At 72.9% G+C, this 21,102-nt stretch carries 18 protein-coding genes; 9 read left to right on the forward strand and 9 right to left on the reverse strand.

What is annotated here, in order from left to right; all coding sequences use genetic code 11:
- The first annotated feature begins 66 nt into the window (after positions 1–66).
- The 3 genes from JAP66_RS05455 (at position 67) to JAP66_RS05465 (ending at position 1,922) form a co-directional block, all read left to right on the forward strand.
- The gene (locus JAP66_RS05455; protein WP_199430436.1) at positions 67–1,110 is read left to right on the forward strand and encodes an MBL fold metallo-hydrolase; all 1,044 of its coding nucleotides are present in this window, start codon (positions 67–69) and stop codon (positions 1,108–1,110) included.
- 135 nt (positions 1,111–1,245) lie between these two features.
- Positions 1,246–1,503, forward strand: a complete 258-nt coding sequence (locus JAP66_RS05460; protein ID WP_199430437.1) for a hypothetical protein — start codon at positions 1,246–1,248, stop codon at positions 1,501–1,503.
- Positions 1,503–1,922: a TA system VapC family ribonuclease toxin gene (locus JAP66_RS05465; protein WP_199430438.1), complete on the forward strand. Its 420-nt coding sequence runs from the start codon at positions 1,503–1,505 to the stop codon at positions 1,920–1,922. Before JAP66_RS05460 ends, JAP66_RS05465 begins: the two co-directional genes overlap by 1 nt.
- 19 nt (positions 1,923–1,941) lie before the next feature.
- Here JAP66_RS05465 and JAP66_RS05470 read toward each other — a convergent pair whose 3' ends face one another.
- Genes JAP66_RS05470 through JAP66_RS05490 form a run of 5 tightly spaced genes read right to left on the reverse strand, consistent with a single transcriptional unit; the run spans position 1,942 to position 8,620 of the window.
- Entirely contained in the window at positions 1,942–3,456 is a 1,515-nt protein-coding gene (locus JAP66_RS05470) for an acyl-CoA synthetase (protein WP_199430439.1), read from the reverse strand.
- Positions 3,457–3,505: 49 nt separating this feature from the next.
- Positions 3,506–4,594 carry a tRNA 2-thiouridine(34) synthase MnmA gene (gene mnmA, locus JAP66_RS05475; RefSeq protein ID WP_199430440.1) on the reverse strand — a complete coding sequence of 363 codons (1,089 nt, stop codon included), beginning with the start codon at positions 4,592–4,594 and terminating at the stop codon, positions 3,506–3,508.
- Positions 4,594–5,805, reverse strand: coding sequence for a cysteine desulfurase family protein (locus JAP66_RS05480; RefSeq protein ID WP_199430441.1), 1,212 nt, complete (start codon positions 5,803–5,805; stop codon positions 4,594–4,596). The genes mnmA and JAP66_RS05480 overlap by 1 nt, the downstream gene beginning before the upstream one ends.
- 48 nt (positions 5,806–5,853) lie before the next feature.
- Positions 5,854–7,221 (reverse strand): MFS transporter, encoded by a 1,368-nt coding sequence (locus JAP66_RS05485; protein ID WP_199430442.1) that lies wholly within the window; start codon positions 7,219–7,221, stop codon positions 5,854–5,856.
- Between the two features lie 46 nt (positions 7,222–7,267).
- On the reverse strand, positions 7,268–8,620 hold the full coding sequence (locus JAP66_RS05490) for a TrpB-like pyridoxal phosphate-dependent enzyme (RefSeq protein ID WP_199430443.1): 1,353 nt from the start codon (positions 8,618–8,620) through the stop codon (positions 7,268–7,270).
- Between the two features lie 133 nt (positions 8,621–8,753).
- Here JAP66_RS05490 and mtnA point away from each other — a divergent pair, with 133 nt between their 5' ends.
- A complete protein-coding gene (gene mtnA, locus JAP66_RS05495; RefSeq protein ID WP_199430444.1) occupies positions 8,754–9,737 on the forward strand; it encodes an S-methyl-5-thioribose-1-phosphate isomerase in 984 nt (327 codons plus the stop codon).
- A gap of 12 nt (positions 9,738–9,749) precedes the next feature.
- Here the strand turns inward: mtnA and JAP66_RS05500 are convergent, their stop codons facing one another.
- The 3 genes from JAP66_RS05500 to JAP66_RS05510 form a co-directional block, all read right to left on the reverse strand.
- A complete protein-coding gene (locus JAP66_RS05500) occupies positions 9,750–10,514 on the reverse strand; it encodes an isocitrate lyase/phosphoenolpyruvate mutase family protein (protein WP_199430445.1) in 765 nt (254 codons plus the stop codon).
- A 132-nt stretch (positions 10,515–10,646) separates the two neighbouring features.
- Positions 10,647–12,392, reverse strand: a complete 1,746-nt coding sequence (locus tag JAP66_RS05505; RefSeq protein WP_199430446.1) for a beta-propeller domain-containing protein — start codon at positions 12,390–12,392, stop codon at positions 10,647–10,649.
- Positions 12,393–12,450: 58 nt separating this feature from the next.
- Positions 12,451–13,602, reverse strand: a complete 1,152-nt coding sequence (locus JAP66_RS05510; RefSeq protein ID WP_199430447.1) for a CaiB/BaiF CoA transferase family protein — start codon at positions 13,600–13,602, stop codon at positions 12,451–12,453.
- Between the two features lie 110 nt (positions 13,603–13,712).
- Here JAP66_RS05510 and JAP66_RS05515 point away from each other — a divergent pair, with 110 nt between their 5' ends.
- From JAP66_RS05515 to JAP66_RS05535, 5 genes are all read left to right on the forward strand, one after another.
- On the forward strand, positions 13,713–14,420 hold the full coding sequence (locus tag JAP66_RS05515; protein ID WP_199430448.1) for a GntR family transcriptional regulator: 708 nt from the start codon (positions 13,713–13,715) through the stop codon (positions 14,418–14,420).
- 73 nt (positions 14,421–14,493) lie between these two features.
- A complete protein-coding gene (locus JAP66_RS05520; RefSeq protein WP_199430449.1) occupies positions 14,494–15,771 on the forward strand; it encodes a hydroxyacid-oxoacid transhydrogenase in 1,278 nt (425 codons plus the stop codon).
- A gap of 6 nt (positions 15,772–15,777) precedes the next feature.
- On the forward strand, positions 15,778–18,597 hold the full coding sequence (locus JAP66_RS05525) for an FAD-binding and (Fe-S)-binding domain-containing protein (RefSeq protein ID WP_199430450.1): 2,820 nt from the start codon (positions 15,778–15,780) through the stop codon (positions 18,595–18,597).
- 49 nt (positions 18,598–18,646) lie between these two features.
- Complete coding sequence (locus JAP66_RS05530) at positions 18,647–19,438, forward strand: 2-keto-4-pentenoate hydratase (RefSeq protein WP_199430451.1); 792 nt, start codon at positions 18,647–18,649, stop codon at positions 19,436–19,438.
- 109 nt (positions 19,439–19,547) lie between these two features.
- Positions 19,548–19,808, forward strand: a complete 261-nt coding sequence (locus JAP66_RS05535; RefSeq protein ID WP_199430452.1) for a YjhX family toxin — start codon at positions 19,548–19,550, stop codon at positions 19,806–19,808.
- A gap of 58 nt (positions 19,809–19,866) precedes the next feature.
- Here JAP66_RS05535 and JAP66_RS05540 read toward each other — a convergent pair whose 3' ends face one another.
- Entirely contained in the window at positions 19,867–21,045 is a 1,179-nt protein-coding gene (locus tag JAP66_RS05540; RefSeq protein WP_199430453.1) for an acyl-CoA dehydrogenase family protein, read from the reverse strand.
- Positions 21,046–21,102 lie beyond the last annotated feature (57 nt).

Raw genomic sequence — 21,102 nt, forward strand, 5'->3', positions numbered from 1 at the left:
GCTCCGTCGAGCGCTCCCGACCTGGTCAGATCGAGGAGGTAGTGAACGCGAGACAGTGAGGTCGCCGTGGAACCGCTCGACGAGGACAGCAGCAGGCACTGGGCCGAACCGGGCGTCTACCGGGTCGCGCCGGGTGTGTACCGCATCCCCCTTCCGCTGCCGCACGACGCGCTGAGGGCGGTCAACGTCTACGCGGTCACCGACGGCGAGTCGCTCACCCTGATCGACTCCGGCTGGGCGCTGACCGAGGCGCGCGAGCAGCTGGCGGCCGGGCTCAAGGGCATTGGCGCCGGGCTCGGGGACGTCGGCCAGTTCCTCGTCACCCACGTCCACCGCGACCACTACACGCTGGCGGTGACGCTGCGGCGGGAGTTCGGCGGCACGATCGCGCTCGGTGAGCACGAGGAGCCGTCGCTGAAGCTCGCCGGCGCGCCCGGCACCGCGCCGATGGCGGCGCAGGTGCGGCTGCTGCACCAGGCCGGCGCGGAACCGGTCGTCGAGGAACTGACCGCGCTGTTCGGCGAGTCCCCGCGGCGCACCGCCGAGGACGTGTGGGAGGAGCCGGACGTCTGGCTCACCCCTGGCAGGCGCGCGGCGCTGCCCGGCAGGGAGCTAGAGGTCGTGCACACGCCCGGGCACACGGCCGGGCACGTGGTGTTCGTCGACGACCCGGCCGGGCTGCTGTTCACCGGGGACCACGTGCTGCCGCACATCACGCCGTCGATCGGCTTCCAGCCCGCGCCGGCCGAGCTGCCGCTGCGGCAGTACCTCGGCTCGCTGCGGCTGGTGCGGGAGATGCCCGACCGGCGGATGCTGCCCGCGCACGGCGAGGTGTCGCCGAGCGTGCACGAGCGGGTCGACGAGCTGCTGGCCCACCACGACCACCGGCTGGCCGAGATCGGCGAGACGATCGCGCGCGGCGCGAGCACCGCGTACGAGTCGGCGCTGCGGCTGGGCTGGACCAGGCGCGCCCGCAAGCTGACCGAGCTGGACCCGTTCAACAAGATGCTCGCCGTGCTGGAGACCGGCGCACACCTGGACCTGCTGGTGGCGCAGGACAGGCTCGCGGCAACCGACACGGACGGCATCCGCCGCTACACACTCCCCTGACCGCCCGCGATCCCCCGTAGCCGGTGAGTGCCCGGATCCGCCGCGCCGCCTGAACGCAGCACTCGCGGGTCTGAACGCAGCACTCGCGGGACTCGCGGGGGGCGGGGCTAGGCGGTGTGGTGTTAATATGCTTTTATGCGCACCACCGTTCAGCTGCCTACCGAAGTGCTCCGCGCCGCGAAAGCCGAGGCGGCTGCCCGGGGCGAGACCCTGAAGGAGTTCCTCACGCGCGCCGTCGTGCACGAGCTCGGTGATTCCACCACCGCCCCCACGCGGACCCGGGTGCGGCTGCCGCTCGTGGAAAGCACGCGACCGCACACCGTGGACATCTCGAACGCGGACATCGAGGCGGTCTTCGCCGCCGAGGACGCCGAGAAGCACGGCGGACACTGATGCTGCTCGACGTCGGGGTCTGGCTCGCGGCCGTCTGGGCGGGACACGTCCACCACCCGCGCGCGGCCGCCTGGTTCGACGAACAGACCGGCGACCTGCGGCTCTGCCGGGTGACCCAGATGGGCCTGCTGCGGCTGCTGTCCAACCCCGCCGTCATGGGCGACGACGTGCTTGCCCGCGCCGGCGCCTGGAAGGTCCTCGACCGGCTCCGGGCCGACGACCGGGTGCAGTGGGCGGGCGAACCGGCCCAGGTGGAACAGGCGTGGCGAGCGATCTCCGCGCGCGAGGACAACAGCCACAAGCTCTGGACGGACGACTACCTGGCGTCGTTCGCACAGGCCGCGGGCCTCACACTGGTGACGCTGGACACCGGCTTCGCCGGCCGCTACGGGTCGATCAACGTGACATCGCTGCTCTGACTCACGGCGGCCGGGCAGGCTAGGCGAGGCGGTCGCGGAGCTCCCGCTTGAGGATCTTGCCGGAGGCGTTGCGGGGCAGGTCGTCGACGAAGTACACCACCTTGGGCACCTTGAACGGCGACAGGTGCTCGCGTGCGTGCGCGAGCAGGTCTTCCTCGCCCACGTTGCCGGGCTCCTTGGCGACCACGACCGCGGCGATCGCCTCGATCCACTCCTCGTCCGGCAGTCCCACCACGGCCACCTCGGCCACTCCGGGATGCGTGTAGAGCGCGTCCTCGACCTCCCGTGAGGCCACCATCACGCCACCGGTATTGATCACGTCCTTGATCCGGTCGACGACGTAGATGTATCCCTCGTCGTCGATGCGCACCAGGTCGCCGGAGTAGAACCAGCCGTCGCGGAACGCCTCCTCGGTCTCCTCCGGCTTGTCCCAGTAACCGAGGCAGAGCTGCGGCGACCGGTAGACGCACTCGCCCTGCCCGCCCGGCTCGACGTCGTTGCCCTCGGCGTCCACCACCCGCAGCTCCACGAACAGCGCCGCCCGGCCCGCCGACTCGGGGCGCGCCTCGTGCTCGGCGGGGCCGAGGATCGTGGCAAGCGGCCCGATCTCCGACTGCCCGAAGCAGTTGTAGAAACCCAGCCCTGGCATGGCCTCGCGCAGCCGCGCGAGCACCGGTCCCGGCATGATCGACGCGCCGTAGTACGCCTTGCGCAGCGCCGAAAGGTCCTGCCGCCCGAATTCCGGATGGTTCGCCAGCGCCACCCACAGCGTCGGCGCGGCGAAGAAGCCGCCGTGCCGGTCGGCGGCGAGCCGGCGCAGGATGTCGGCCGGGTCGGGGGTCTCCAGGAGAGTGTTGGTGGCGCCGACCGCCAGCGACGGCACGAGGAAAACGTGCATCTGCGCGGAGTGGTAGAGCGGCATGACGTGCAGCGGGTCGTCATGCTCGGTCAGGTCGAGGCCGAAGATGCAGGACAGGTACTCGTGCACCAGCGCACGGTGCGTCATCATGGCGCCCTTGGGCCGCGACGTCGTGCCGGACGTGTAGAGCAGCTGCACCAGGTCGGTGTCGGCCACCTCGACGTCGAGCACGGGCACCTCGCCCTCCGTCGCGGCCGCCAACAGCGAGCCGCCGGCGTCGCGCAGCGGCAGCACGTGCTTGAGCTCGAGCGGCAGCTCGTCGAGGTTGCCCCGCAGGGCGGGATCGACGAGGGCGACCGTGCTGCCGGACTGCTCGACAAGGTAGGAAAGCTCGGTGCCGACGAGGTTGTAGTTCACCGGCACGTGCACCAGCCCCGCCCTGGCGCACGCGAGGAAACCGATCAGGTACGCGTCGGAGTTCTTGCCGTAGGCCGCCACCCGGTCGCCGGAGCGCAGGCCGAGCGAGAGCAGGTGCGCGGCGGCCCTGGTGACGGCCGCGTCCAGCTCGGCGTAGCTCCACGTACGGTCGGCGAACCGCAGCGCCGTCCGCCCCGGGACCCGCGCGGCGCTGCGCCGCAGGACGTCGGAGACCGTGCTGGACCGGGGCGTGCTCATCGAATTCCTCCCAAGGCGCCGTTGCCCCGCCGAGGCTAGCCGAGCGACGTCACGCGGTGGAAGCGATCTTCGCGCTGCCGAGCACCACATCGCCCCCTGGGTCGGCGCGGTAGAGCACGGCCACCTGGCCGGGCGCGACCCCGGTCAGCGGCTCGCGCAGGTCGATGGCCACGCCCGCGCCGACGGCCTCGGCGACGGCGGGCGCGATACCGCCGTGCGCGCGGACCTGGACGTGGCACTCGGTGGGCCCGGCAGGCGGCCGCTCGGCGGGCCAGATCGGCCGGTCGGCCTCGATCCGGCGCACCGCCAGCCTCTCCGCCGAGCCGACCTGCACCGTGCCCGACTTCGGCTCCAGCGCCAGCACGTAGCGCGGCCTGCCGTCCGGCGCGGGCGCCTCGATGCCGAGCCCCTTGCGCTGGCCGACTGTGAAGCCGTGCACCCCGGTGTGCCTGCCCAGCACGGCACCGGTCTCGGCGTCCACCAGCTCGCCAGGCTGCTCGCCCAGCCGGTCGTCGAGGAACTTCCTGGTGTCGCCGTCCGGGATGAAGCAGATGTCGTGACTGTCCGGCTTCTGCGCCACGGCGAGCCCGCGCTCGGCGGCCTCGGCGCGCACCTCCGACTTGACCGAGCCGCCGAGCGGGAACAGCGAGTGCCGCAGCTGCTCGGGAGTCAGCGAGGCGAGCACATACGACTGGTCCTTGTCCTCGTCGGCGCTTCGCCGCAGCTCCGGCACACCATCCACAACGGACAGCCGCGCGTAGTGGCCGGTGCAGACGGCGTCGAAGCCGAGCGCGATCGCCTTGTCCAGCAGCGCCTCGAACTTGATCTTCTCGTTGCAGGTGACGCACGGGTTGGGCGTGCGGCCCGCCGCGTACTCGCCGACGAAGGTCTCCACGACCTCCTCGGTGAAGCGCTCCGCGAAGTCCCAGACGTAGAACGGAATCCCGAGCATGTCCGCGGCGCGCCGGGCGTCGTGGGAGTCCTCGACCGTGCAGCAGCCCCGCGATCCGGTGCGCAGCGTGCCGGGCTTGGCGGACAGGGCGAGGTGCACGCCCACGACCTCGTGCCCGGCGTCCACGGCACGCGCGGCGGCCACCGCCGAGTCCACTCCCCCGCTCATCGCGGCCAGTACCCGCATCACTGCACCCCCTGCTCGTGGTTCTGCTTGCGCATTCCCGCAAGCCCGGCCTGCCGTGCCCTGGTGACCACCGCCCCGATCTCCCCGGCGAGCGCCTCGATGTCGTCGCGGCTGGAGGTGTGGCCGAGCGAGAACCGCAGCGAGCCGCGCGCCGACACGGCGTCCGCACCCATCGCGAGCAGCACGTGGCTGGGCTCGGCGACACCCGCGGTGCAGGCGGAGCCAGTAGAGCACTCGATGCCCTTGGCATCGAGCAGCATCAGCAGGCTGTCGCCCGCGCAGCCGGGAAAGGTGAAGTGCGCGTTGCCGGGCAGCCGCTCGCCGGAGCCGTCCGCGGGCGCTCCGTTGAGCACCGCGTCCGGCACCTCGCGCAGCACCGCGTCGATCAGGTCGTCGCGCAGCTTGGTCAGCTCGTCGGCGGTGCACTGCCGGTGCTCGACGCTCGTCCTGACCGCGGTGGCGAACGCGTGGATCGCCGGAACGTCGAGCGTGCCCGAACGGACGTCGCGCTCCTGCCCGCCACCGTGCAGCAGCGGCACGCACGGGGTGTCGCGGCCGAGCAGCAGCGCGCCGACACCGTAAGGGCCGCCGAGCTTGTGCCCGGTGACCGTGAGCGCGCTCGCGCCGCTGGCGGCGAAGCCGACGTCGACCGCGCCGACGGCCTGCACGGCGTCGGTGTGCAGCGGGATCTCGTACTCGGCGCAGACGGCGGCCAGCTCGCCGAGCGGGTTGACGGTGCCGACCTCGTTGTTCGCCCACATCACGGTGGCCAGGGCCACGTCGCCGGGGTTCTCCTCGATCGCGGCGCGCAGCGTCTCGGGCCGCACCCTGCCGTGGGCGTCGACGTCCAGCCAGCTCACCTCGGCACCGGCGTGGTCGGCGAGCCACTGCACGGTGTCCAGCACGGCGTGGTGCTCCACGGCGCTCGCGAGCACGCGGCGGCGGGCGGCCTCGGCGTCGCGGCGGGCCCAGTAGATGCCCTTGACGGCGAGGTTGTCGCTCTCCGTGCCGCCCGCGGTGAAGATCACCTCGGACGGCCGCGCGCCGAGGGCCTCGGCGACGACCTCGCGGGCCTCCTCCACCACGCGCCGCGCCCGCCTGCCGGAAGAGTGCAGCGACGAGGCGTTGCCCACGGTGGACAGCGCTTCCGTCATCGCCGCAATGGCTTCCGGCAACATGGGAGTGGTCGCCGCGTGGTCTAGGTACGTCATCGCGGTACCAGGGTAGTCCTGCCCCGCCCGGTGGCGGTGCGGTGCCGCTCACTCCGTTCTCGGCGGCCACCGGCCGGTGACAACGGAGCCCACCGCGGCGACGCCGGCCAGCACCGCCGCGAGCACGACGACCGCGGGCCCGGGTGCCGCCGTGGAGGCCAGCAAGCCCAGCAGCACGCCCCCGCAGCCGATCGCGAGCGCGGAGGCCACCCAGTCGCCGAGCTGCATGGCGGAGGTGTTGAAGCCGCGCTCGGCCACCGGCGAGTAGCGCAGCAGCAGCACCGAGACCGACGGCATCGCGATGCCCATCCCGGCACCGCCGACCACGGCCGCCGCGAACGCCACCCAGCCGGGACACCACGGCTGCGAGACCGCGGCGAACAGCGCGAGACCGGCCGCGACCAGCACGAACCCGGCCCGCAGCAGGGTCTCCCGCCGCCAGTCCGGGTAGCGGCCCTGCAGCATCGACGCCGCGGTCCAGCCGAGCGCGACGACGGTGAGCGGCAGCCCGGCCAGTGCCGGGCCGTAGCCGTGCACGGCGGTCATGGTGAGCGGCAGGTATGCCTCCATGCCCGCGAACGTGCCCGCGAGCAGCGCGCGGGACAGCACGACCGTCGGCAGTCCCGGCCGGGCGGTGAACGTGCCGGCGGGCAGCAGCCGCCGCAGCGCCAGCGCGACCGCGGCCAGGCCCGCGGCACCGTAGCCGAGCGCGGCGGGCGAGGGGTGCTGCACGGCCCACGTCAGGGCCGCGACGCCGAGCGCCACGGCCACCGCGGCGGGAATCCCGGCCCTGCGCCGGTTCCGGTCCCCGGGTGCGTGCGTCCCGAGCCGCCGGACCACGAGGAAGAGCAGTCCCAGCGCCACCAGCGTCAGCGGCACCAGGCCGAGGAACACCCAGCGCCAGCCCACCCGTTCGGTGACCAGCCCCGCGATCGAAGGGCCCGCCACCGCGGGCAGCACCCAGGCCGCGGCGTTGGCGGCGTAGATGACGGGCCGCTCGCGGTCGGTGTAGACGAGCGCGATCAGCAGTGTCGTGGCCACCAGCACGGTGCCCGTGCCGAGGCCCTGCAGCACCCGGCCGAGCAGCAGCATCGGCATGCCGTCGGCGAACCCGGCGACGAGCAGCCCGGCCAGGAACACGGTGGGCCCGGCGAGCAGCGAGGCGGCCGGGCCGCGGCGGTCGCAGATCCGGCCGGAGAGCACGGTCGCCGCGACGGCGGCCACGAGGAACGCGGTGAACGGCCACGAGTACAGCGCCCCGCCGCCGAGGTCGGCCACCAGGGTGGGCATCGCGGCGGCCACGCCCATGTACTCGAACGCGATGAGCGTGACGACGAGCAGCAGCCCCGCCGTGGTGGTGCGGTGTTCCGGGGTCCACAGCACCCTCCGGCGGGGCTGCTCCAGCGTCTCGGTCACGAGGCCCAGCGTGCACCCTCGACCGCGCTGGAGGTCCAGCCAGCGCTCAGGTCAGGCTGGCCAGTGAGGTCTCCAGCACGGCGTCGGAGAGCTCGTTGTCCACCATCTCGCCGCTGAGGTAGGCGCCGTAGGCGGGCAGGTCGAGGTGCGCGTGGCCGCACAGGGCGGTCAGGATCACCTTGTCCTCGCCCGTCTCCTTGCAGCGCAGGGCCTCCCGCACGCAGGCGGCGAGCGCGTGGGTGGGCTCCGGCGCGGGGATGATGCCCTCGGCACGGGCGAACCGCACACCCGCGGCGAAGCACTCCTGCTGTGGCACGGCGAGCGCCTCGATCAGCCCGAGCTCGTAGATGTGCGACAGCAGCGGCGACATCCCGTGGTAGCGCAGGCCACCGGCGTGGATGGGATCGGGGATGAAGTCGTGCCCGAGCGTGTGCATCTTCAGCAGCGGGGTGAGGCCGGCGGTGTCGCCGAAGTCGTAGGTGTAGCGGCCACGGGTCAGCGACGGGCAGGCCGTGGGCTCGACCGCCCGGATCTCCGGCGACATCCGGCCGGCCAGCTTCTCGCGCAGGAACGGGAAAGCCAGGCCGCCGAAGTTCGAGCCGCCGCCGGTGCAGCCGACCAGCACGTCCGGGGTGTCCCCGGCGAGCTCCAACTGCTTGAGCGCCTCCTCACCGATCACCGTCTGGTGCAGCAGGACGTGGTTGAGGACGCTGCCGAGGGCGTAGCGGGCACCCGGATCGGCGGCGGCCTTCTCCACCGCCTCGCTGATCGCGATGCCGAGGCTGCCGGTGGAGTCCGGGTGCTCGGCGAGGATCTTGCGCCCGGCCTCCGTGAGGTCCGAAGGGCTGGGATGCAGCGTCGCCCCGTAGGTCTCCATCATCAGCTTGCGGTAGGGCTTCTGGTCGTAGGAGGCACGCACCTGCCAGATCTCGCAGTCGATGCCGTACTGCGCGCACGCGAAGGCCAGCGCGCTGCCCCACTGCCCGGCGCCGGTCTCGGTGGTGAGCCGGGTGATGCCCTCCGCGGCGTTGTAGAACGCCTGCGGCACGGCGGTGTTCGGCTTGTGTGAGCCGACCGGGCTGACGCCCTCGTACTTGTAGTAGATCCTGGCGGGGGTGCCGAGCGCCTTCTCGAGGCGGTGGGCGCGGAACAGCGGCGAGGGCCGCCAGAGCCGGTAGACGTCGAGTACGTCACCGGGAATGTCGACAAAGCGATCTGTCGACACTTCCTGGGCGATCAGCGCCTGCGGGAACAGCGGCGCCAGGTCGTCCGGCCCGACCGGCTGCCTCGTGCCGGGGTGCAACGGCGGAGGCGGCGGCTCCGGCAGGTCGGGCACGATGTTGTACCACTGGGTCGGCATGTCGTCCTCGTCGAGGACGTACTTCGTGCGGCCGGACATGACGCGCCTCCGAGGTGTGGAGCGTGGGAGCTTTGCTGTAGCCAGACGTTAGTAAAGCTCCCACGCTCCGCACCAGAGTGAGAGCCGGGACGCAAGTGGGTGAACTTGGCGGCTGCCTTGGGAGGATGGAAACGTGCGAAGGACCATCGACTGGGATGACGACGCGGTCGTCATCGTGGACCAGTGCGCGCTGCCCGCGGCGCATCGCACGCTGCGGCTGCGGACCGTGGACGAGCTCGTCGCGGCGATCCAGCGGCTCGCCGTGCGCGGCGCGCCCGCACTCGGTGCCGCCGGAGCGCTCGGGGTCGCGCTGGCGGTCCGCGAGCACGGCGACGACACCGAGGCCGTCCGGGCGGACGCGGCCCGGCTCGCCGGCGCGCGGCCGACCGCGGTGAACCTCCGCTGGGGCGTCGAGCGTGCACTGGCTGCGCTCGGCGGCGGCGCCGAGAGCGTGCTGGCCCAGGCCCGTTCGATGCTCACCGAGGACGAGCGGACCAACCACACGGCATCCCGCCACGCCGCCGACCTCGTGCTGCGCCGGTGCCCGCGGCGGCCACTGCGGCTGCTCACCCACTGCAACACCGGCAGGCTGGCCGCGGTCGGCTGGGGCACGGCCCTCGGCACCGTCTGGCATCTGCACGCCACCGGTCAGGTCGAGTACGTGCTGGCCGGCGAGACCCGCCCGCTGCTGCAGGGCACCCGCCTGACCGCGTGGGAACTGGCCGAGGCGGGCGTGCCGTACCGCCTGCTGCCCGACTCCGCAGCGGCCTCCGCCATCGCGCGCGGGCTCGTCGACTGCGTACTGGTCGGCGCCGACCGCGTCGCCGCCAACGGCGACGTGGCCAACAAGATCGGCACCTACGGGCTCGCACTGGCCGCGGCCCGGCACGAGATCCCGTTCGTCGTCGTCGCGCCGTCGTCCACAGTGGACAAGGAGCTGCCGGGCGGCGGCTCGATCGCCGTCGAGGAGCGGGCCGCCGAGGAGGTCACGCACTTCGCGGGGCAGCCGGTCGCGCCGGAGGGCGCCGCCGTGTTCAACCCCGCCTTCGACGTCACACCGGTGGAGCTGATCACCGCCGTCGTCACCGAGCACGGTGTGTTCACCGAGGGCCGCTGAGCGGAGCCGGGCTCACCCGGCCGGTTTCGCCACGGCGGCGGCGTTCGGCGTCCTCGGGCTGGTGGCCGCACTGGGCCTGCTGCGCGGCAGCCGTGCGGAGACACCGGTGACGGCCGCGTAGCCGGGCGCCGGGACGAGACCGATCCGCGCCGCACCGGTCTCCGCCAGCTCCGTGACCGTCGGGGTGCCCGGACCGGCCAGCAGGGTCAGCGGCGCGGCGATCCGGTCGACGAGGCGGCGCGCGGTGGCGATCGCGGTGACGCCGGGCACGAGGATCCCGTCGGCCCCCGCCGCCACGTACGCCGCCGCACGGTCGAGGACGTCCTGCAGCCGGGTGTCCTCGGCGGCCAGGGGAATGTCGACGCGCGCGTTGACGAACAGCGGGACCCCGGCCTGGCAGGCGGCGCACCGGGCGGCGGCGATGCGATGGCACTGCTCCGCCTCCGGTCGCAGACCGCCGGTCCCGAGGCGGTCGGTCAGCTCCACCCCGGCGGCGCCGGTGGCGAGCACCCTGGCGACGGTGGCGGCGGTGTCGGCGGTGTCCGGCGCGGTGCGGGCCCGGCCGTCTCCGATGTCGACGGTGACCGCCACGCCGACGGCGGCCACGATCCTCGCCACGGCGTCGGGCGCGGTGGCGTCGGTGGACACCGCCACGGCGCCGCCTGCCTCGGCAGCCCTGGCCGCGGCGACGTTCCCGGCGTGGGGCACCACCAGCGGGGTCCTGGCGTGGTGCAGCGAACGGAACTGCTGTGCCGTGCTGTGCCGGGTGCTCGTCATGGGCTCAAGTCCAGCACCGCGGAGCCGCCTGCTCCAAGCGGTTTTCCGGCGCCGCAGGTCACCGGTCGTGAGTGCGTAACAGTGTTCTAACTCGTGTGCGCACTCACGAGAGATGACCAGGCACACAGGTCCTCAGCGGAACGGCAGCGCCGCCCGCTCCGCCAGGGTTCCCGTGTCGTGGACGACCGCTCCGGACGAGGAGACCGTCCACAGCTCGTCGCCGATCACCATCGCCCGCAGGACCGGGGTGGCGTGGGCGATCGTGCCCAGGTCGGTGAAGCGGTCACCGGCGAGGCGCAGCACCAGCGCGTCGGACTCGGTGGGCAGCACCAGCAGGCCGTCGGCAGGCCAGTGGAGGAACGCGTGCGCGTCCGTCTCGGCCTGCGCGCGGCCGCCCGCGACATGGTGCTGCGCGATCCGGCGGGGCGTGGCCGGTTCCGCGACGTCGAACAGCGACACCTGCAGGCCGAGCGTCCTGCCCTGCGTGTCCGCCTCCTGACCGACCCCGATCAGCCGCCCGTCACCCGCGGGGTGCAGGTAGGCGGAGTAGCCGGTGATCTTCAGCTCGCCGACCGCGCGCGGCCGGGCGGGATCGCTGAGATCCACCGTGTAGAGCGGGTCGGTCTCGCGGAAGGTCACGACGTAGGCCGCAGGGCCGATGAAACGCACGGCGTAGATCCGTTCACCCCTGCCGAGCCCGGCCAGGCTGTCGACCGGGACCAGTGCCCCTTCCTCGCGCCGCAGCACGGTGACCACGCTCTCCGAGTCCGGCATGCTGTCCCGGCCGGTGGGCGCGAGCGTGGTCGCCACTCGGAGGTGGCCGTCGTGTTCGGACATCGCGTACTGGTTGAGCAGCGTTCCGTCGGTGTCGCCGGAAGCGACGTACCGGGGCGTGCCGGGCCTGCTGACGTCGAACTGGTGGATCTCCGTGCGCCCGCCCGGCTGGTGGGCCACGTAGAGTTTCGAGCCGGTGCCGTACACCGTGTCCCCGTCGGCCGCGATCGCCACCGGGTCGCCGATGCCGAGCTCACCGGCCAGGTCGATGGACAGCACGGTGAGCAGCGAGGTCGCGGAGTAGTCGTCGGGATGGCTGACCCGGTCACAGTCGACGAGCCGCCCCCGCTCGGTGCCGCCGCCGGTGCGCAGCTCGTAGCCGGGCAGCCAGTCGTCGATCGAGGAACGCCCGAACGCCGGTTCGGCTCCGCTTTGTTCGGCCCTGCCTTGTTCGGCTCCGCCTTGCGGGTACGGCTCCGCCAGTTCCGGCGCCGAGCGGACCACGATCCGCGCCCACCCGCCGGATGCCCTCGCGTCGACGTAGTGGCCGTCCACCGTCAGCGTGCCCAGTATCCGTGCCGGGCCGCCGATGTCGACCATCGTGATCGTGTCCGGCGCGGCGATGACCAGCGCGCGGTCGCCGTCGAGCAGCAGGCCGCTCGCCGTGCCGCCTGGGAGCTCCACTGTGGACGTCATCCGCCGGGTGGCGACGTCGATCACCCGCAGCCGCCCGTCCACGACGGTGACGACGCGGCGGCCGTCGGTCCGCACCACGTCCGGCTCCTCGACCCCGGTCTCGTGGTTGTTGGTCGTCGAATGCTCCGGCACGCCACGTTCGCCGGCGACCGCGGTCCCTGCGGTCCCAGCCGCTTCGGCGCTCACCGCGTCGCCTTCCTCGGCGATCCCCGGGCTGTCCAGGTGGCCGTTCTCGTGGAGGTGCCGTTCGGCGGCGCCCCGCAGGCCCTCCAGCGCGCTCTCGCAGGAGTCGAACGCGACGAGCGCGGGCCGCTCGGCCGAACCGCGCTCGTCGGGTGCGCCGCAACCGGTGGTGAGCGCGGCGAGCATGGTGACGAGGCCGAGCACGAAGGCGAGACGTGGCTTCATGCCGCCAGGACGGAGCCGGCACCCTCGCCGGTTGCACGTGCCTGCCCCGGCCGGACACTCACGTGTCGAAGCCGAGTTCGGCACGGACGGCGGCGGTGTGCTCGCCCGCGGCCGGGACCGGGTCGAGGCGCGGCTCGCGGCCGGGTACCTCCACCGGCGGAAGCAGGGTTCGCAACGGCCCCGCGGGAGAGCCGACCTCCGCCCAGCGCCCGCGCGCGGCGAGTTGCGGATGCTCGGCGAACTCCGCCATCGTGCGCATCCTGGCATTGGCGATCCCGGCCTCGTCGAGACTGGCCACCACATCCGCCGCGGGCAGGTCCGCGAGCGCTGCCTCGATCAGCTCCGAGAGCTCGGCATCGTGCCGCACGCGCAGCGAGTTGCGGGCGAACCGCGGATCAGCGGCCAGTCCGGGCCGCCGCAGCACCCGTTCGCACAGCGCAGCCCACTCGCGCTCGTTCTGCACGCCGATGAACACCACCGCGCCGTCGCCAGCGGTGTAGGGCCCGTACGGCGAGATCGCGGCGTGCCGGGCACCGTTGCGCCGCGGCGGCGTGCCGCCGTAGGTGGCGTAGAAGTACGGGAACCCCATCCACTCGCCGAGGGCGTCGAGCATCGCGACGTCGAAGCTCGATCCCTGCCCCGTCCGTTCCCGCTCGTACAGTGCCGACAGCACCCCGCTGTAGGCGTACATGCCTGCGGCGATGTCGGCGACGGGAATGCCCGCCTTCGCCGGTTCCTCCTCGCTGCCGGTGACCGAGACGACCCCCGCCTCGCACTGCACCAGCAGGTCGTAGGCCTTCTTCGACCGGTAGGGGCCGCTCGTGCCGTAGCCGGAGATGTTGCAGACGATCAGCCGGGGATGCCGGGCCCGCAACGCCTCCGCCGCGAGCCCGAGCCGGTCGGCGGCGCCGGGCGCGAGGTTCTGCACGAACACGTCGGCCCGCTCCAGCAGCGCGCCGAGCACGGCCCGGTCGCCCCCGTCCCGGTCGTCCTTGAGGTCGAGGGCGACGCTCTCCTTGTTCCGGTTGAGCCACACGAAGTGGCTCGAAAGGCCGTGCACGGTCTCGTCGTAGCTCCGCGCGAAGTCCCCGGCGCCGGGCCGCTCGATCTTGATCACCCGCGCGCCGAGGTCGCCAAGCTGCCTGGTGGCGAACGGCGCGGCGACCGCCTGCTCCAGTGCGACGACGGTGATACCTGCCAGCGGAAGCACGCCGCCACGGTAACCCGCGCGTGTCCGCGCCTCCCGCACACGTGTCCGCGTCACGCGGCGCGGGCACGCGTACGCAGGACGCGGACACGGTGAGGTGGGAGGATGTGCCGATGCGGCAGATCGACACGGACCGGAACTTCGCCGGGAAGATCCTCGACGAACTGCGGCTCGCGATCGTCAACGGCGAGCTCGTGCCGGGCGGCCTGTACTCGGTGCACGACCTCGCGGCCCGGCTCGGCGTCTCCCGCACCCCCGTCCGCGAGGCGCTGATCCAGCTCTCGGAACGCGGCATGGTCCGGTTCGAGCGCAACCGCGGCATCCGCATCATGCGGACCTCCCTGCACGACCTCGAGGAGGTGTTCGCCATCCGGCTGCTGCTGGAGGTACCGGCCGCGTTCCGCGCGACCGGGCACGGCGCGCCCGGCTGGGTTCGGGAGCTGGGCCGGCACCTCGAGGCCATGCGCCGTGCGGCCGCGAAGCACGACGAGGCCCGGTTCATGGCCGCGGACCGGCGCTTCCACGAGGCGATCAACGAGGCGTCCGGCAACCTGCGGCTGGCCCGCTACATCGACTCGCTGCGGGACATGGTGCTGCTGCGCGGCACGTCCACCGTCGACCGTTCGCGGGGGCTGGCCGACATCCTCGCCGAGCACGAGGAGATCTTCGCGTTCATCGAGGCGGGCAAGGCGGGCGACGCCGCCGAGGCGATGCGCGCCCACCTGGTCCACACCGCCCAGCTGCTGCTCAGCCAGGAGGCTGGCGAGGCGGGCGACCCGGTGCCGGACGTCTCCTTCGACTGGACACGATACCCCGGCTGACCTGCTCGAATTTGACGAGTGGCATGCTACATGCCACTGTGGGCGGACCGGCCGACGCGCGAAGGAGCGAGCAGTGACCGAGTACCTGCACGAGACGGTCTTCACCTGGGGCGCGACGCCGCTGAAGTTCGGTGCGGGCGCCGTCGACGAGATCGGCTGGGACCTCGGCCAGCTCGGCGCCGAGCGCGTGCTCATCGTCACCGACCCCGGCGTCGCGGCCAGCGGCGTCCCGCAGCGCGTCGCCGACGCCGCGAAGGCGGCCGGGCTCACGGTCGAGGTCTACGACCAGGTGCACATCGAGCCCACCGACGAGTCCATCAGGGCCGCCGTCGAGTTCGCCGCACAGTCCACATGGGACGCCTTCATCGGTGTCGGCGGCGGGTCGTCCATCGACACCGCCAAGGCCGTCAACCTGATGACCACCTACCCGGCCGACCTCTTCGACTACGTGAACAAGCCGCTCGGCGAGGCGAAGGCCCCGCCGGGCCCGCTCAAGCCGCTGGTGGCCGTGCCCACCACCGCGGGCACGGGCTCTGAGACGACCCCGGTCTGCATCATGGACTTCCTGGAGCTGAAGGTGAAGTCGGGCATCAGCCATCCCCGGCTGCGCCCCTCGATGGCCGTGATCGACCCGCTGCTCACGCTGTCCATGCCGCCCGGGGTGACGGCCGCGAGCGGGATGGACGTGCTCTGCCACGCGCTGGAGTCCTACACCGCCAAGCCGTTCCACTCCTTCCCCCGGCACAGCCCGGAGACGCGCGTCGCCTACTGCGGCGCCAACCCGATCTCCGACGCCTGGACCGAGCAGGCACTGGTTCTGCTGGCGCGCTCCTTCCGCAAGGCGGTGCTCAGCGGCGGCGATCTGGAGGCCCGCACCGACATGATGCTCGCGGCCACGTTCGCGGGCATGGGCTTCGGCAACGCCGGCGTGCACATCCCGCACGCGTGCGCCTACCCGATCGCCGGGCGCGTGCGTGACTACCGGCCGCGGGACTACCCGCGGGAGGAGGCACTGGTGCCGCACGGCGAGTCCGTGTCGCTGACCGCGCCCGCCGCGTTCCGGTTCACCTTCCCCACCGACCCCGCCAAGCACATGCGCGCCGCCGAGATCCTCGACCCCGTGGCCGCGCGGCACGACGACCCGGCCGAGCGGCTGCCCGCGGCGCTGTCCGCGCTGATGCGCGACATCGGCACGCCCAGCGGCATCGGCGCGGTCGGGTACACCGAGGACGACATCCCGGACCTGGTCGACGGCACCCTCAAGCAGCAGCGCCTGCTCGCCATCGCCCCGCGTCCGGTACACGGCGAGGAGCTCGAGGCGATCTTCGCCGGCTCGATCGAGAACTGGTGATGCCCGATGTTCGTCACCGAACTGCGCGGCGCCCTCTCCGGTGAGGTCGAGGACGGCTCCGCCGCCCGCGCGATGTACTCCCAGGACGCCTCCAACTACCGGCACGTGCCGCTGGCGGTGGTCTTCCCGCGCGACGCCGCCGACCTCGAGACGGCGGTGCGGCTGTGCCACCGGCACCGGGTCCCCGTCACCATGCGCGGCGCGGGCACCAGCATCGCGGGCCAGTCGCTCGGTGAGGCCATCGTCGTGGACTGCAGCAGGCACCTGAACCGCATCCTGGAGATCGACCCGGAGCGGCGGATCGCGCGCGTCCAGCCCGGTGTGGTGCTCGACCGGCTCCGCGAGGCCGCCGCAGAGCACGGCCTCACGTTCGGGCCCGACCCCTCGACACACAGCCGCTGCACGATCGGCGGCATGATCGGCAACGACGCGTGCGGAGCGCACTCGGTGGCCTGGGGCCGCACGGCCGACAACGTGGTCGCACTCGACCTGCTCACCGCCGACGGCACAGCGCTGCGGGCGGACCCGGAACTGCCCGGCGACGGCCCCGGCGGCGAGATCGGGCGCAGGCTCCGAGCGCTGGCCCAGGACAACCTCGCCCTGCTGCGGCAGGGCTTTCCCGCGCTGCCCCGCCGGGTGTCCGGGTACGCGCTCGACGCGCTGCTGCCGGAGAACGGCGGCGACGTGGTGCGCGCGCTCGTCGGCAGCGAGGGCACGTGCGCGCTGGTGACCGAGGCGACCGTGCGGCTGGTGCCCGCACCGGCCGCACGCGTGCTCGTGGTCGCCGGGTACGCCGACGACGTCGCCGCCGCCGACGCCGTGCCGCACGTGCTGCCGCTCGAACCGCTGACCGTGGAGGGCATGGGCGCCGACCTGCTGGCCACCCTCACCGCCACCGGCAGGCGCCCCGCCGCGCTCGACCGGCTGCCGGAAGGGCAGGGCTGGCTGTTCGTCGAGGTAGGCGGCGAGGACCCGGCCGAGGCCGCGAACCGCGCGCGGGAGCTGGCCGCGGCGCTGCGCGAGGGCACCGGCGCGAGCATCATGGTCGCCGACGACCCGGGCGAGCAGAAGCAGCTGTGGTCGGTGCGCGAGGCGTCCGCCGGGATCGCGACCCGGATGCCGGACGGCTCGGAGGCGTGGCCCGGCTGGGAGGACGCCGCCGTGCCGCCCGAGCACCTCGGCTCCTACCTGCGCGGCTTCAGGGCCCTGCTGCGGAAGTACGGGCTGCGCGGCGCGCCGTACGGGCACTTCGGCGAGGGCTGCGTGCACGTGCGCATCGACTTCGCGCTCACCACCGGCGAGGGCATCGCCCGCTTCCGCGAGTTCATGACCGACGCCGCCGACCTCGTGGTCGAGCACGGCGGCTCGCTCTCCGGCGAGCACGGCGACGGCCAGGCCAGGGCCGAGCTGCTGCCCCGGATGTACAGCCCCGAGATCATCGAGCTGTTCGAGGCGTTCAAGGGAATCTGGGATCCGCAGAACCTGCTCAACCCGGGCAACCTGGTGCGGCCCCGCGCGCTGGACGCCGACCTGCGCTTCGACGGGCCGGTGCGCGAGCTGCCGATCACGCTGCGGTACCCGCAGGACGGCGGCAGCCTGGCCACCGCGACCCGCCGTTGCGTCGGCGTCGGCAAGTGCATCGACACCTCGACCGGCGTGATGTGCCCGAGCTACATGGCCACCGGCGAGGAGCAGCACTCGACGCGCGGCCGGGCGCGGCTGCTGTTCGAGATGATGCGCGGGGACGTCATCACCGACGGCTGGCGCTCGGAAGAGGTTCACGAGGCACTCGACCTGTGCCTGGCGTGCAAGGGCTGCCTCTCCGACTGTCCGGTCAATGTGGACATGGCCGCGTACAAGGCCGAGTTCCTGCACCAGCACTACAGGGGTCGGGTGCGGCCGGCGAGCCACTACTCGCTCGGCTTCCTGCCGCTGTGGGCGCGGCTGGCCTCGGCCGCGCCCGCGCTGACCAACGCGATACTCGGCTCGGCCCGGGTGTCGCCCCTGCTCAAACGGCTCGGCGGGATCGCGGGGGAGCGGGAGCTGCCCAGGTTCGCGCGCGCGAGCTTCCGCGGCGCGTGGCGGCGGCACCGCCCGCCGGAAGGCGAGCGGCCGCAGGTGGTGCTGTGGCCGGACACGTTCACCAACTTCCTCTCCCCCGAGGTCGGCGTGGCGGCCGTGCGGGTGCTCGAGTACGCCGGGTTCGACGTCCGCCTGCCCCGCGGACCGGTGTGCTGCGGCCTCACCTGGATCTCCACCGGGCAGCTCGACGTCGCGCGGCGGGTGCTGCGCCGCTCCCTGCGGGCACTCGGGCCCGACCTCGCGGCGGGCACGCCGGTCGTCGGGCTGGAGCCGAGCTGCCTGGCGGTGTTCCGGCACGACGCGCACGACCTGCTCGGCGCCGACGAGCTGCGCGGGGTGGACCGCGGCGCGTTCACGCTGGCCGAGTTCCTCGAACGGCACGCGCCGGACGTGGAGTTTCCGCCGCTGCGCGCCGAGGCCATCACGCAGCAGCACTGCCACCAGCACGCGGTGCTCGGCAACGCCGCCGACGAGCGCCTGCTGCGCCGCGTCGGCGTCGACAACCGCACGCTCGACTCGGGTTGCTGCGGGCTGGCAGGCAACTTCGGCGTCGAGCGCGGGCACCACGAGGTGTCGGTGGCGGCGGCCGAGCGCGTGCTGGTACCCGAGGTGACCGGCGCGGACCCGGACACGCTCGTGCTCGCCGACGGGTTCAGCTGCCGCACGCAGATCGGCGAGCTCACCGGTCGCGGCTCGCTGCATCTCGCCCAGGTGCTCGACCGCGCGATCGCCGCGTCCCGGTGACCGGAACGCCCGCCTTGCCCGCGCCCGGCTTCGCGGCGAGTGTTCAGCCATGACCCCGGACGCCCTGGCCGACGTCGCCGCCCGGTTCCTGCGCGCCTACGACACCGGGAAGCCGATACCTCCGGTGATCGAGGACCACCCTGACGCGACGGTGACCGACGCCTACCGCATCCAGCAGGAGCAGGTCCGCCACTGGGTCGAGCGCGGCGAGCGGGTCAAGGGGCACAAGGTGGGGCTGTCGTCGGCGGCCATGCAGGAGCAGATGGGCGTGGACCAGCCCGACTACGGGCACCTGCTCAGCGGCATGTTCCACCTGGAGCAGCAGCCGATCCCGACGCGGGCCTTCCTGCAGCCGCGCATCGAGCCGGAGATCGCCTTCGTGCTGGGCCGCACGCTCTCCGGGCCGGGCGTGACCGTCGCCGACGCCGCGCGCGCGGTGGACTTCGTGCTGCCCGCGCTGGAGATCGTCGACTCGCGTGTCCGGGACTGGAACATCTCCATCGTCGACACCGTCGCCGACAACGCGTCCTCCGGTGGCGTCGTGCTCGGCAGCAGACCGACGCCGCTCTCCGCGGTGGACCTGCGGCTGGCCGGCTGCACCCTGCACTCCGGCGGGCGGCTGGTGGCCACCGGCGCGGGCGGCGCGGTGCTCGGCTCCCCGCTCAACGCGCTGGTGTGGCTCGCGAACACGGTCGGCCCGCTCGGCATCGAGCTGGAGGCCGGGCACGTGGTGCTGCCGGGCTCCATGACCAGAGCCGTCCCGGTCACGCCGGGTGACTCGGTGGTCGCGGAAGTCGCGGGTCTGGGCAGCGTGACCGCGGTGTTCGACGCGACACTGTGAGAGATATCGCACAGGGTGCCAGAAATTGTCGGTGTACTGACGTTGAATGGCGGGCAGCCTCCCGGTAAAGGAACCGGGTGAAGAACCAGGGGGCAGGGGTGCCTCAACCATGGATGACACGGACAACGAACTGAATCACCGCGAACGCGCCACCCTGCACGCAGTGGCACAGGGCGGCGCGGAGATCAGCTGCAGTTGCGAACCGGATCTCTTCATCGACGGCCTCGCCTGTTGCGACCAGGCGACCGCGCACCGTCTCGCGCGCATCGGCCTCGTGGCCCCCGCCGTCGCGGGCAGGCCCGGCCAGCGCGTACCCGCCGTGCTCACCGAGGCGGGCCGCGCCGCGCTCGGACTGGTAGCCGCCGCCTGACGCGCTCGTGAGTACGCGCACGAGTTAGAACGCCGGTAGCCACTCACGAGGGGCGGGCTCAGCGGAACGCCGCGATACCCGTCACCGCCTGGCCGAGCGAGAGCGCGTGCATCTCCTCCGTGCCCTCGTAGGTGAGCACGGTCTCCAGGTTGGCCATGTGCCGCATCACCGGGTACTCCAGCGAGATTCCGTTGGCCCCGAGCAGCGTGCGTGCCGTGCGGGCCACCTCGAGGGCGCTGCGCACGTTGGCCATCTTGCCGAAGCTGACCTGGCTGTGGTCCAGCTCGCCGTCGTCCTTGAGCCTGCCGAGATGCAGGGCCACCAGCCCGGCGCGGTTCACCTCGATCACGAGATCGGCCAGCTTGCGCTGGGTCAGCTGGAAGGACGCCAGCGGCTTGCCGAACTGCTCGCGGGACAGCGTGTACTCCAGCGCCGTCTCGTAGCACGTGCGGGCGGCGCCGACGACGCCGTACAGGATGCCGTAGCGCGCCTCGTTCAGGCAGCTCAGCGGACCACGCAGGCCGCGCACGTCCGGGAACGCGGCCTCGGCGGGGAGCCGGACGCCCTCCAGCACCAGCTCCGCCGTCAGCGAGGCGCGCAGGGAGAGCTTGTGCTGGACCTCGCGGGCGCTGAAGCCCGGCGTGTCCGTCGGCACGACGAACCCGCGGATGCCCTCGTCGGTCTGCGCCCAGACGACGGCCACGTCGGCGACGGTGCCGTTGGTGATCCACATCTTGGTGCCGTCGAGGATCCAGTCGGAACCGTCCCGGCGCGCCCGCGTGCGCATCGAGCCGGGATCGCTGCCCGCGTCGGGCTCCGTCAGCCCGAAGCAGCCGAGCAGCTCGCCCTCGGCCATCCCCGGCAGCCAGCGCCCGCGCTGCTCCTCGCTGCCCCACCGGTGAATCGCGAACATCGCCAGTGAGCCCTGTACCGACACGAAGCTGCGCAGCCCGGAGTCGACGGCCTCCAGCTCGCGGCACGCGATGCCGTAGGCGACCGCCGAGGTACCGGCGCAGCCGTAGCCCTGAAGGTGCATGCCGAGTACGCCCAGCCGGCCGAATTCCTTCGCCAGTTCGCGGGCGGGTAACATTCCGGTCTCGAACCATTCGGCGACTTGCGGTCGAAGTTGTGCCCGAGCGTAATCACGGACCGCGTCGCGGATGTCACGCTCCTCGTCGGCGAGCCGGGCGTCGACGTCGAGAAAATCCCTGGGATCTGCTGCTGCGCTGCTGGCCATGCCCGGAAGCGTATCCCGCCCGGACAAGATCCACGTTATCGCTGGTCATGGCGGGCG

The sequence above is a fragment of the Qaidamihabitans albus genome, assembly GCF_016464705.1.
GTDB classification, from domain to species: domain Bacteria; phylum Actinomycetota; class Actinomycetes; order Mycobacteriales; family Pseudonocardiaceae; genus Qaidamihabitans; species Qaidamihabitans albus.